Annotated in this window: 12 protein-coding genes; 8 read left to right on the forward strand and 4 right to left on the reverse strand. The window is 68.2% G+C overall.

Going from position 1 to position 12412, the window contains the following annotated elements:
* Positions 1–16: 16 nt before the first annotated feature.
* The gene (locus tag AC07RM_RS03815; protein WP_296786178.1) at positions 17–427 is read right to left on the reverse strand and encodes a RidA family protein; all 411 of its coding nucleotides are present in this window, start codon (positions 425–427) and stop codon (positions 17–19) included.
* A 310-nt stretch (positions 428–737) separates the two neighbouring features.
* Here AC07RM_RS03815 and AC07RM_RS03820 point away from each other — a divergent pair, with 310 nt between their 5' ends.
* From AC07RM_RS03820 to AC07RM_RS03845, 6 genes are all read left to right on the forward strand, one after another.
* Positions 738–1526, forward strand: a complete 789-nt coding sequence (locus tag AC07RM_RS03820) for an ABC transporter substrate-binding protein (protein ID WP_495333120.1) — start codon at positions 738–740, stop codon at positions 1524–1526.
* Positions 1527–1539: 13 nt separating this feature from the next.
* Positions 1540–2211, forward strand: coding sequence for an ABC transporter permease (locus tag AC07RM_RS03825; protein WP_495333122.1), 672 nt, complete (start codon positions 1540–1542; stop codon positions 2209–2211).
* Between the two features lie 3 nt (positions 2212–2214).
* Complete coding sequence (locus AC07RM_RS03830) at positions 2215–2895, forward strand: ABC transporter permease (protein WP_495333123.1); 681 nt, start codon at positions 2215–2217, stop codon at positions 2893–2895.
* A 14-nt stretch (positions 2896–2909) separates the two neighbouring features.
* Complete coding sequence (locus tag AC07RM_RS03835) at positions 2910–3497, forward strand: hypothetical protein (RefSeq protein ID WP_495333125.1); 588 nt, start codon at positions 2910–2912, stop codon at positions 3495–3497.
* A gap of 7 nt (positions 3498–3504) precedes the next feature.
* Positions 3505–4260, forward strand: coding sequence for an amino acid ABC transporter ATP-binding protein (locus AC07RM_RS03840; protein ID WP_296786187.1), 756 nt, complete (start codon positions 3505–3507; stop codon positions 4258–4260).
* 168 nt (positions 4261–4428) lie between these two features.
* Positions 4429–4965: a helix-turn-helix domain-containing protein gene (locus tag AC07RM_RS03845; RefSeq protein WP_296787041.1), complete on the forward strand. Its 537-nt coding sequence runs from the start codon at positions 4429–4431 to the stop codon at positions 4963–4965.
* On the opposite strand, the gene AC07RM_RS03850 is transcribed toward AC07RM_RS03845, so the two are convergent.
* Together AC07RM_RS03850 and AC07RM_RS03855 are read right to left on the reverse strand one after the other, a co-directional pair.
* Positions 4949–6172 (reverse strand): PrsW family intramembrane metalloprotease, encoded by a 1224-nt coding sequence (locus tag AC07RM_RS03850; protein ID WP_495333127.1) that lies wholly within the window; start codon positions 6170–6172, stop codon positions 4949–4951. The two genes, AC07RM_RS03845 and AC07RM_RS03850, sit on opposite strands and share 17 nt — an antisense overlap.
* Positions 6169–6729: a hypothetical protein gene (locus tag AC07RM_RS03855; RefSeq protein WP_057594117.1), complete on the reverse strand. Its 561-nt coding sequence runs from the start codon at positions 6727–6729 to the stop codon at positions 6169–6171. Before AC07RM_RS03855 ends, AC07RM_RS03850 begins: the two co-directional genes overlap by 4 nt.
* A 252-nt stretch (positions 6730–6981) precedes the next feature.
* Here AC07RM_RS03855 and AC07RM_RS03860 point away from each other — a divergent pair, with 252 nt between their 5' ends.
* Together AC07RM_RS03860 and AC07RM_RS03865 are read left to right on the forward strand one after the other, a co-directional pair.
* Positions 6982–9219: a metallophosphoesterase gene (locus tag AC07RM_RS03860; protein ID WP_495333129.1), complete on the forward strand. Its 2238-nt coding sequence runs from the start codon at positions 6982–6984 to the stop codon at positions 9217–9219.
* 20 nt (positions 9220–9239) lie between these two features.
* Complete coding sequence (locus AC07RM_RS03865; protein ID WP_495333131.1) at positions 9240–10769, forward strand: esterase-like activity of phytase family protein; 1530 nt, start codon at positions 9240–9242, stop codon at positions 10767–10769.
* Here the strand turns inward: AC07RM_RS03865 and AC07RM_RS03870 are convergent.
* Positions 10717–12330: an MFS transporter gene (locus AC07RM_RS03870; RefSeq protein WP_495333133.1), complete on the reverse strand. Its 1614-nt coding sequence runs from the start codon at positions 12328–12330 to the stop codon at positions 10717–10719. The two genes, AC07RM_RS03865 and AC07RM_RS03870, sit on opposite strands and share 53 nt — an antisense overlap.
* Positions 12331–12412 lie beyond the last annotated feature (82 nt).

Below are 12412 nucleotides of genomic sequence, written 5' to 3' on the forward strand. Positions count from 1 at the left end.
ACGAATGCCCGAAGGCTCATCTTGCCGCGGCGACGGCCTTGATCTCGATCAGCAGGTTGGGCCGCGCCAGCGACGCCACGCCCAGGATGGTCCAGGCCGGGAAGTCGCGCACGATGTAGCGCTCCTTGATCTCGCGGAACGCCGTGAGCTGCTCGTCGATGCGCACGTGATAGGACACCAGCTCGACCAGGTCCTCGAAGCCCAGCCCCTCGTGCGCGAGGATCGCGCCGAGGCGCTTGAAGGCCAGCTCGATCTGTTCCTCGGCGCGCTCCGGCACGCTGCCGTCGGCATGGATACCGACCTGGCCGGCGATGAAGACCAGCCCGCCGGCCTTCACGGCCGGCGCGTACTGGAACAGGTCGAAGACCTTGTTGCCGCCGAAGGTGGGATCGTTGTCGGGCAGGCGCAGGCGTTGCACTTCACTCATGGGGACATCCTTGATGCGATGGACGAGGCGATGGCCTCGAGGGGGTGTCCGAGGATTCTGTCTTCGACCGATCCACGGGCGCTGTATACGGCGATACAAGTCAACGAGGATCGCCTTTCGCGCCGGTTCCCGGGCTGTCGGCGCGTGTCATCCCTGACAGGATTTGCATGTCATGCAACAGCAGCCATCGACGACCGATGGGACCGCGGGGCTCGTCCTCATTGGCGGTTTTGCGCGTGGCGCAAGACTTGTACGCCCCCTGAAACGCGCGAATCATCGGGGCCTTCCAGCACTCACGACGAGGTACCCCATGACCGTCTCGATGTCGAAGCCGCGGCTCGATCGCCGCTTCGCCCTCACCCTCCTGCTCGGCGCGGGACTCGCGCTGTCCGCCCAGGCGCAGTCCGTGAGCTACCGCATCGCGACCGAAGGCACCTACCCACCCTGGAGCTTCAAGGATGCGCAAGGCGGCCTCCAGGGCTGGGACGTGGACATCGCCCATGCCCTGTGCGAGAAGATGAAGGCCCGGTGCGAGATCGTGGCGCAGGACTGGGACGGGATCATCCCCGGCCTCATGGCGAGGAAGTTCGACCTGATCGTGGCGAGCATGGCGATCACCGAGCAGCGCCGCCAGCGGGTGGACTTCTCGGACAAGTACAAGGAAACCATCTCGCGCTTCGTCGCCAGGAAAGGCGCGCCCGAGGACACCGGCCCCGATGCGCTCAAGGGCAAGCGCATCGGCGTGCAACGCGGCTCGATCCAGGCCGCCTACCTGAGCCAGAACTACAAGGCCTCGGACCTCAAGTTCTACGACACGCCGCAGGCGGCCGAGCTGGACCTCGTGGCGGGCCGCGTCGACTACATCTTCGGCAACATGGTGACCTACTTCATCGGCTTCATGAAGACGCCGGAGGCCGCGAGCTTCGCCTTCGTCGGGCCCGAGCTGAAGGGCGGCCTGCTCGGCGACGGCAACGGCATCGCCGTGCGCAAGGGCGACACCGCCCTGCTCGAGAAGGTCAATGCCGCGCTGGCCGCCATCCGCGCCGACGGGACCTACGACCGCATCACGGCCAAGTACTTTCCCTTCAAGCTGATGTAGAAGGCGGCACGCGGTGAGCATTCTTCACGGCTTCGGATCGCAGCTGCTGCTGGGCGCGCTGGCCACGGTGCAACTCGCCCTCGCCTCGCTGGTCGTCGGATCGCTGTTCGGCGTCATCGGCTGCTGGCTGCAGTTGCGCCAGAACCGCCTGCTGCGCGGCGCGGGCTATCTCTATGCCGCGCTGATCCGCGGCATTCCCGACCTGCTGGTGGTGTTCGCGGTCTACTTCGGCGGATCGCTGACGCTCGCGAAGCTCACGGGCCGGTACGTGGAGATCGATGCCTTCGCGGCCGGCGTGTTCGCGCTCTCGCTGTCCTTCGGCGCCTACGCGGCGGAGATCGCCCGCGGCGCGCTGCTCTCGGTGAATACCGGCCAGCGCGAGGCCGCATGGACCCTGGGCCTGTCGAAGACGCAGGCGCTGTGGACCGTGATCCTGCCCCAGGCGGCGCGCGCGGCGCTCGCGCCCTTCGGCAACCAGTCCATCGTGCTGCTCAAGCAGACCTCGATCGTGTCGATCGTCGGCTGCGACGAACTCATGCGCAAGGCGGCCGAGGCATCGGGCGCGACGCGACAGCCCTTCACGATGTACCTCGCGGTCGCGCTGATCTACCTGGTGCTGACGGGCGCCGCCACCCTGCTGCTCGAGCGCGCGGAACGGCGCGCCTCGCGCTACCTCGGAGCCTGAAACGTGTTCGACATTGCCATCGTCTGGTCGGTCCTGCCCGCCTTGGGCAAGGGCGCCTTGCTGACCCTGGAGCTGACCGCGCTGGTCATCCTCTTCGGCACCCTGCTCGCGTTGCCCCTGGCCCTGGCCAAGAACGCGCGCCACGTGGCGGCCCGGTCGTTCGCGCACGCCTACATCGTGTTCTTCCGCGGCACACCCTCGCTGGTCCAGGTCTTCCTGCTCTACTACGGCGCCGGACAGTTCCAGTCGCTGCAGGCCACCTTCCTGTGGCCCGTGCTGCGCGATCCCTTCTGGTGCGTGGTGATCGCACTGGCGCTGAACTCCGCCTCCTACACGGGCAAGACGCTGGCCGCCGCCTTGGCCGCCGTGCCCAAGGGCGCGAGGGAGGCCGCGTTCTCGCTCGGCCTGGCGCGCTACCAGTCCTTCCTGAGCGTGGAGTTCCCGCTGGCCGCACGCATCGCGCTGCCGGCCTTCGGCAACGAGGTCATCCTCACCTGCAAGGCCACCTCGCTGGCCAGCACCGTCACCTTGCTGGACCTCACGGGGACCGCGCGCCTGCTCAGCGCGGAAACCTATGCGCCGTACGAGGTGTTCCTCGGCGCGAGCCTGGTCTATCTCGCCATCAACTACAGCCTGATGCTCCTGATGCGTCGGCTGGAACGCGCATTCAAGCACTCGAACTGACACGAAAGCCCCTCATGAAATTCATCACCCTCGGCCCTTCGGGCAGCAACCACGAATACGTCACGCGCAACTACCTCGCGTTCCATGGCATCGACCGGAAGGCCGGCGTCGAGTTGGCGGTCGACTTCGAGCAAGGCGCCCGGGCCGTGCTCGATGGCGAAGCCGATTTCCTCGTGCAGTGCGCGGTCCACCCCGCCACGATGGCCACGGTCGCGAAGTACCTCGAGGGCCTCTACGTGGTCGATACCTTCATCTCGCCCAGCCAGGACCTGGCCATCATCCGGCGCAAGGCGGTGGCACGCTCGGGCACGCTGGCGGTCATGGCGCCGACGCTCGACTACACCGATGCCTCGCGCTGGGACAAGATCGAGTACGTCGCCACCGTGGCGGAAGTCAGCAGGGGTCTGGTCGAGGGCAAGTACGACGCGGGCCTGGGCTTCGTCTCGGTCGCCAACGCCCACGCCGATCAACTGGTCGTCGAGGAATTCATCGGCACGGTCGACGACGCGTGGATCGTCTACGGCCGCACCAAGATCAGCGGCGGCCAGTTGCTCGCCTGGCCCGACAGCCCCGCCGCGGCGATCTTCCACGACATGGCCTGAGGCGGCGATGAGCTCGGCATCCTCCTCCGCGGCACCGGCCATCGTGGCGGTACGCGGGCTCTCCAAGCGCTTCGGCGAACACCCCGTGCTCGACGGCATCGATCTCGATGTCCGCCCTTCCGAACGGGTCGTGATCTGCGGTCCCTCGGGCTCGGGAAAGTCCACCCTGGCGCGCTGCATCAACGGCCTGGAGCCCTACCAGCAGGGCGAGGTCAAGGTCAACGGCATCGCCATCTCGCCCGATGCCAGCCACGCCGATCGCGTGCGCGCCAACGTGGGCATGGTGTTCCAGCAGTTCAACCTGTTCCCGCACCTGAGCGTGCTCGAGAACTGCACGCTCGCGCAGACCTGGGTGCGACGGCGCTCGAAGCGCGAGGCCAGGGAGATCGCCATGGCCCATCTCGACAAGGTGCGCATGGCGGGCAAGGCCTCGTCCTTTCCTTCGCAGCTGTCGGGCGGGCAGCAGCAGCGCGTGGCCATCGCACGGGCGCTGTGCCTGAACCCCTCCGTCATGCTCTTCGACGAAGCGACCTCGGCACTGGATCCGGAGATGGTCAAGGAAGTGCTCGAGACGATGATCCTGCTCGCGCGCGACGGCATGACGATGATCTGCATCACGCACGAGATGGGATTCGCCAAGGCCGTGGCGGACAAGGTGGTCTTCATGGAGGCGGGTACCATCGCCGCGACCGCGCGGCCCGATGTCTTCTTCGGCGAAGGCGCCGACGAGCGGGTCCGGAAGTTCCTGAGGCAGGTGTTCTGACCTGGAAGCCGGCTCCGCGAACCTCAAAGAAAGGTGCGGCTGATGCCCAAGAAGCAGATTGCTTCGCCGTTTCCGACGCTGCAGAAGCAGAGCCCGCCGCGAAGCGCGCGCCAGAAGGATTCGGCCCCGCCGAAGCGCAGCACGACCTCGATCAAGGTCGGCGTCCAGATCCGCGCCCAGCGCCTGGCCGCCGACCTGTCCGCGGGCGCGCTCGCCACCCAGGCGGGCGTGTCGCGATCGATGATGTCGCGCATCGAAAGGGGCCTGGTGTCGCCCTCCATCGAGGTGCTGGACAAGATCGCGACCGTGCTCGACGTGCCGATGTCGCGCTTCTTCGCCGACCAGGTGCGCCGGCTCGACATGTCGCACGTGCCGGCGGGCAAGGGCCTGAAGATCGAGCGCGTGGATGCCGTCAAGGGCTACCACTATGCGTTGCTCGGCCACCTGCTGTCGGGGAACCTGTTCGTCGAACCCTACCTGATCGAACTCTCCGACGAGGCCACGCCCTACCCGGCATTCCAGCATCCCGGCGTGAAGTTCATCTACATGCTCTCGGGACGCGTCAAGTACCGCTACGGCAGCCGGACGCTCGAGGTCAAGGCCGGCGACTCGCTGCTTTTCGATGCCCGTGCGCTGCACGGGGCCGAGATACTGCGCGAGCGGCCCGTCTCCTATCTCTCGATCGTGTTCACCCTGCGCGAGTAGCGTCGCGCGGCGCCTGGATCAAGGGCTCGAGCGCCGCCCGAATCCGCCGCACCGCCAGTTCGCTCGCCAGCGTCTGCGGTCCGCGCCCATAGGTGCCCGCGAGCCGGATCAGCCGCAGCTGCTCGCGCTGCAGCCGCGTCTTGAGCCGCCGCGCCCGGGCGCCGAAGGCACGGCCCATTTCGCGGCGCACGCGCCAGCGTGCCAGCGGTTCGCCCAGGCGCACCCATTCGTCGTCGCGGATCAGCTCGCGCTCGGGCACGAAATAGGCCGCGAGCGCGTGCAGGTAGGCACCGTTCTCACGCGCGGCCTCGCGCCAGAACAGCCAGGCCGCGATCAGCACCGGGATGCCCTTGACCAGCAGCAGCAGCGCCATCTCGCCATAGCCGCCGTCGAAGTAGTCCTCGAGCAGCGGCGAGTTCCAGACGAAGTGCATGGCCCAGGCCAGCACGAAGCACAGCACGGCGGCGCCGATGCGCGTGGCCAGCCGCCGCTCGGGATGCAGCAGGAACCAGGCGACGCCGAAGGAGGCGATGGCGGTGTAGGCCGCGTGGCTCCACAGCCCGCTCATGAGTCCGCGCGTGAGCAGGTTCAGCAGCACCGGGTAGACCTGGTTCTCGAGCGGGAAGCGCATCGAGGCGTTGACGGTGTAGGTCAGGTTCTCCACCACCTGAAAACCGAGCCCGGCCATGGCGCCGACGATGAGCACCGACAGGTAGGTCTGGAACTGGTTGCGCGCCACCAGCACCAGCAGCACCACGCCCGCGAGCTTGAGGAATTCCTCGGTGATCGGTCCCGCGACCGCGGGCCCCCAGGCCGCCACGAACTCGGGCGAGATCAGCTTGGCGCACAGGCTCTGGATCGCGATGTTGGCTGGCGCCGCGAAGTACACGGCGCCCATGCCGCCCCAGGCGAAGGCCAGCACGAAAGCCTCGGGCGGATGCTGCTCGAGCAGGTCGAGCGTGCGGAACACCAGCAGGAAGGCCAGCGTGTAGAGGCCCCACACCACGAGCCCCAGGAAGGCCGTGATGGGCACCACGCGAAAGCCCATCGAGAACATCTGCACGGTGTAGAACAGGCCGTTGACGATCAGCGCGCTCAGCAGCCAGAAGGCGGCGCGGCGCGGCTGGAAGAAGGAGTCGGTGCCGACCGGCCAGGGCGACTCGTCGCTGTCGAAGGCGGTGGTGGTGATGGTGGTGTCGTGGCTCACAGCGGCGCCTCCAGGTCCATCGACTCGAGCATGCTGCGCGCGTCGGCCATGGCCTCGTCGAGGCCGTCGCTGCCGCCGTAGACGTCGATCTGCACCAGCGACTTGCGGCGCTGGTCCACCACCTGCCAGAAGCGCCCGGCGATCTTGCTGCCGTAGTAGGCGAAGGTCTTGCCCTGCAGGCCCCACATGGTGACGAAGTCGGACACGTCGCCCTCGATGCTCAGGCCCTGGCCGCGCTCCATCAGCCGCTGCTGGCGCACCAGCGGACCGTCGGGCCCGCCGGCCCAGGGCAGCGTGGTCACGAGGAACTTGTGGTTGCCCTTGAACAGCATCAGCGAACGGCCGGCCTTGGAGCGCGCCACGTCCATCTGCCAGCCGCGCGCGGGCTCGAAGCGCGCATGGCCGACCGACACGGTCTCGCCGGCCGGCAGCGGGCGCGCGCCGGGCGTGTGGCGGTCCCAGAAGATCAGGCCGCCGACATAGGCGGCAATGGCGAGGAAGACCGCGAGGGCGCCCGGCCAGGTGCGGTAGGGGATGCGGCGGGAGGGCTCGTGCATGGGGGCGATGGTGCCATGGCGCGGCGGGGGCGATTCCGCCGTGCGCGCGGCCGGCGGGGTCCGGCGGCGGCCCGTGAAGCGCTGCGCGTTCGATGCGAACTTTTCACTTCGGCGTCAGTGTGCGGTCAGTCGTCCTATGTCATGCATCTGCCACCGGGAGGTCATACGACCCCCGCATGATCCGCCCCGCGCCCGCCGGCCCCTTCACTGGGGCGGCGGGCGTTTCGTCACTTCTTTCGCGGATCTTTTTTCATGATTTTTTCCCTTCCTCGCACTGCGCGCGCGACCTCGACGATCGCCGTCGCCGCAGCGGTGCTGCTGTTGTCCGCCTGCGGCGGCAGCGACAACCAGAACGCCGGCTTCTTCCCGCTGCCGCCCTCGGGCGCCAACCCCGGCCAGACCACGCCCCCGCCGGCCGAGTCCGCGCCGCCGGTGCAGGTCGCGTTCATGCCCGACATCCACTTCCACGACGTCTACGCCAACTTCAAGGACGGTTCGTTCCCCGGCGTGTTCAACCAGAAGTCGGGCCGCAACGCGACGATCCGCCTGATGCATGCGCAGATGACCTCGACGCGCCTGTTCAACGAGAACTACTTCGCCTTCATCACCGCGCTCGACGACGCGGTGGCGCGTGGCGTGAAGCTGATCGCGCTGCCCGGCGACTTCTCGGACGACGGACAACCGGTGCACATGCGCGGCCTGAAGAAGGTGCTGGACGACTATGCGAACAAGCACGGCATCCAGTTCTTCGCGGCCCCCGGCAACCACGACCCGAACAAGCCGCTCGAGCGCGCGGGCGGCAAGGCCGACTACCTGGGCATCGACCCCACGACCAACCGCGTCGGCGCGCCCCAGCCGATCTACAGCCGCGGCGGCAACGGCGACTGCGCGGCGTCCAACTACAGCGGCGAATGGGCCAAGGTCAACAGCAGCTACTGCACCGAGGAAGTCAAGGAACAGGGCTACGCAGGCATCACCGAGGCGCTCGACCAGCACGGCCTGATGCCCAAGGCCGGCTACCGCTATTTCGAGACGCCCTACAGCAGCTACAGCTACCAGAACTACGACTTCGCGAAGGCGAAGGAACAGGCGTCCTGGAGCAAGCGCACTTTCGAGATCTGCGCGCAGGGCGCGGGCGGCACCTACAAGAAGGACGGCTACACCTTCTGCCACGACGTGCCCGACACCAGCTACCTGGTCGAACCGGTCGAAGGCCTGTGGCTCGTTGGCATCGATGCCAACGTCTACGTGCCCACCGGCACCGGCCCCAACGACTTCAACGGCTCGGGCGACGCCGGCTACAACAAGATGCTGACCCACAAGCCGCACGTGATCGCGTGGCTCAAGGACGTGGTGGCACGCGGCAAGAAGCAGGGCAAGCAGGTCGTGGCCTTCAGCCATTTCCCGATGAGCGAGTTCTTCAACGGCGCCTCCGACGACATCATCGCGCTGCTCGGCGCGGGCAAGATGCAGATGGTGCGCCGTCCCGCCGAGGACGTGACCAAGGCACTGGCCGACACCGGCCTGCAGGTGCACGTGGGCGGCCACATGCACTTCAACGACACCGCCGTGCGCAACTACGACGACGGCCATGGCCTGGTGAACATCCAGGCACCGTCGATGGCGGCCTACGTGCCGGCCTACAAGCTGCTGACCTTCAAGGACGCGACGCACATCGACGTGCAGACCGTGCGCCTGGACAACGTGGCGCGCTTCGACGAGCTGTTCGACCTTTACCGCGAGGAACACCGCTTCTTCACCGACTTCCCGGGCCGGCTGCCGGGCGGCAGCAACGGCGTGCTGTGGGACCGGACCGTGCTCGACGCGAAGAGCTATGGCGAGTTCAGCACGCGCTACATGTCGGAGCTGGTGCGCCTGCGGCTGCTCAACGACGACTGGCGCTGCGAGATGCGCGAGCTCGTGAAGAGCCCGATCTACGGCTCCGACCTGCTGGTGCTGTCGCAGCTGCAGACCAAGGTCACGCTCAAGCAACTGGGCAACACCGGCAACCGCGGCCTGCTGAGCAACGCCTTCTTCTCGTGCCTGGGCGACGCCGGCGGCGACGGCAGCGCGCAGCAGGCGGCCTACGCCAAGGACTACGCGGATGCGGAAGCCAAGGCGCGCGCGCTCGCGGGGGCCAACGGCATGCGGCTGGAGGACTTCAACCAGTGGAAGGCGATCGACCTGGCGGGCGACTTCGTGCGCCTGGCCAATGCCGGCGACCTCGCGTTCACCGACATTCCGGCCGACCGCGCGCGCCAGTACAAGCTGATCGCCCAGGCCCTCGAAGGCACCAACACCGCGCTGGCGCTCAACGGCAGCCAGCAGGTGATGAACGACAACCCGGCCCATGCGGTGTTCCAGGCGCGCTTCAAGCCGCTGATGCAGATCCTGCTCAAGCTCGCCCGCGGCGCGCCGACGCAGCATTTCGTGATCGATCTGCAGACCAACAAGCTGACCGACATGACGTCGGCACCGGCGCCCTTCTGAATCGCAGCGAAGACCCAGACATGACATCGAAGAACAACATCCAGCGCCGCGGCCTGCTGCTCGGAGCGGGCGGCGCGCTGCTGGCCGGTTGCGGCGGCGGCGGAAGCAGCGGCGGCTTCCCCTTCGTGCCGGCACCCGCACCGGCCCCTGCTCCCGCACCGGCGCCCGCGCCGGTGGCCGAACCCGAAGTGACGGCCCCGACGCTGACCGGCCGCGCCGTGCTGCCGGCCGACAGCTACGTGGCCGGCCCGACCTCGGGCCAGTTCATCTCGGGCGGCGACTACACGCGTGCCAAGGACACCTACGGCTACACCCTGCCCTTCCAGGGCAAGCAGCCGATGCAGGGCTTTTCGGCGCTGGTGCCCAGCGGCATGCCGGGCGTCTTCTACGCGATGCAGGACAACGGCTTCGGCGGCCGCGCCGCCTCGCCCGATGCCCTGCTGCACATCTACGCGGTGAAGTTCGACTGGGCCAAGGGCCAGGTGATCCCGGCCAACTTCCAGACCGGCGAGACGCTCGCGTCCTTCAGCGAACAGAGCTACATCCGCCTGAGCGATCCCTACCGCAACCTCGGCTACCCGGCCGTGGCCGACATGGTCAACTATCCCGGCGCCTCGGTGTCGCCGGCCGGCCAGACGCTGGCCGTGGACCCGGCGATCGTCTCGGGCCGCCTGTTGACCGGCTACGACATCGACCCCGAGTCGCTGCAGATCGATGCGCAGGGCAACTTCTGGATCGGCGACGAGTTCGGTCCCTTCCTGCTGAAGTTCGACCGCCAGGGCCGGCTGGTCGCGCGCGAGGTGCAGATGCCCAACCTCGCGAAGATCGGCGGCAATCCGCTGGTGCAGACGCCGAACAATCCGTACATCCAGTCGAACACCTCGGTGGCCAACCTCGGCGGTTCGGGCGGCCTGGAAAGCATGGCGATCAACGCCAGCCGCACCAAGCTCTATGCGATGTACGAGAAGGAGATGAACGGCGACAACGCGCAGCGCCGCATCATCAGCGTGTTCGACCTGGCCTCGCAGAACTTCGAGCCGCGCGTCTACGCCTACAAGGTGAGCACCGGCCAGCGCATCAACGGCGACGGCAACCTCGAGACCGAGGTCTACAGCGTCAACGACATGGTCGCGATCAACGACACCGAGTTCCTCGTGGTCGAGAAGGACAGCGGCGCGGGCGACGTGCGCAGCGGCAAGTTCCCGGCCTCGGGCACCTGGCGCAATGCGGCGCGCTTCAAGCGCGTCTACAGGATCGACCTCGCGCAGGTCGACAGCAGCGGCTACCTCAAGAAGGAAGAGATCGTCGACCTGATGGCGCTGAAGGACCCGAAGGGCCTGGGCGGCGATGCCACCATCGACGGCGTCTTCGCCTTCCCGATGGAGTGCGTGGAGGTGGTCACGATCGTCGACGCGCAGACGCTGATGCTGGTGAACGACAACAACTACCCCGGCGGCTCGCCCTCGCGCCTGCCGAACAAGGTGGACGGCAACGAGTTCATCCGCATCCGGCTGCCGAAGCCGCTGGCGCTGCCGCCCGCGAAGGCTTGAGCGCGCGCGGCGCGGGGATCGCGATGCGCCGCAGCGCTACGGCCGACACCACGGCCAGGGCCGCGATCCCCGCGGCCGCCACGGCGGACGACACGCCGAGCCCGGCCACGAAGGCGTGCCGGGCCTCGTCGAGCAGGCCCGCGGGCAGGCTTTGCGCGAGCGAGGTCGCGGTCCAGAGGCCTTCCTGCACCGCGCGGGCCGCCTGTTCGGGCAGCTCGCGCGGCAGGTGCTCGGCGATGCGTGCGCGGTAGACCACGGTCGTCAGGCTGCCGAAGATCGCCACGCCGAGCGCGACGCCGAGTTCCTGCACCGTTTCCGACAGCGCCGAGGCCGAGCCCGCATGGGCGGCCGGCGCCGCGCCGATCACGAGGTCGGTGCCCAGCGCGGCCAGCGTTCCCAATCCCAGGTAGATCAGCGAATAGCCGGCCACCGCCCAGCCCAATCCCTGCGTTGCCGGCATCACGGGCAGCAGCGCGAGCAAGCCATGGCCGAGCGCCGACAGCGCGAGCGACGCGGCCATCACGAAGCCCGGGCGCACGCGCCGCGCGACCAGCGGCGCGCCGATGCCGGCCACCAGCATCGCGAGCGCCGGCGGCGCCATCCACAGGCCGGCCGTCACCGGCGGCAGGCCGATCACGAGCTGCAGGTACTGCGTCACCAGCAGCAGCGCGCCACCGACGCCGGTCAGCCCGACCAGCAGCACGCCGAGCGCGACGCTGAAGCTGCGGTCGGCGAACAACCCGATGTCGAGCAGCGGATTCGCGAGTCTGCGCTGGCGCCGCACGAACGCGATTGCGCAGGCGATGCCGAGCAGCAGCGCCAGCGTGGTGGCAATGCCCCAGCCGCTCTTCGCGCTCTGCTTGACCACGTAGACCAGCGGCAGGATCGCCGCCAGCGACAGCGCGACGCTCGCGAGGTCGAGGCGCGCGCGACCCGGCGCCCGGTACTCGGGCAGCAGCAGCGGTCCGCCGATCCACAGCAGCAGCACCACGGGAATCGCCACCAGGAAGGCCGAGCCCCACCAGAAGTGCGCGAGCAGCAGGCCGCCGACCAGCGGCCCCGCGGCCATGCCGAAGGCGAACATGGTGGCCCACACGCCGATCGCCAGCGCGCGCTGGCGCGCATCGAGGAACATGTTGCGGATCAGCGCCAGCGTGGACGGCATCAGCGCCGCGCCCGCGATGCCGAGCAGGGCCCGCGCGGCGATCAGCAGATTGGCGCTGGGCGCGAAGGCGGCCAGCACCGAGGTGACGGCGAAGGCCGCGGCGCCTATCAACAGCAGGCGACGGCGCCCAATCGCATCGCCCAGCGCGCCCATCGTGACCAGGAAGCCCGCGATCATGAAGCCGTAGGCGTCCATGATCCACAGCGCCTGCGTGGCGCTGGGCCGCAGGTCCTCGGCCAGCTTGGGCAGCGCGAGGTAGAGCAGCGTCACGTCGAGCCCGAGCAGCATCGTGGGCAGCGCGAGCATGGCGAGGCCGGCCCATTGGGCCAGGCCCGCGCGCGCCGGCGGCGTTGTCGCAACGCTGTTGCCGTTGTGCCGTTTGAGACCGAAAGCCATGCGAGCCACTCCTGAATGATGAAAGAGCGATCATTCTGGGAACGGATCAGCAACAGGACAATATTTCCTCTCATGCTATTAC

The sequence above is a fragment of the Variovorax sp. GW821-FHT09B05 genome, from assembly GCF_059418265.1.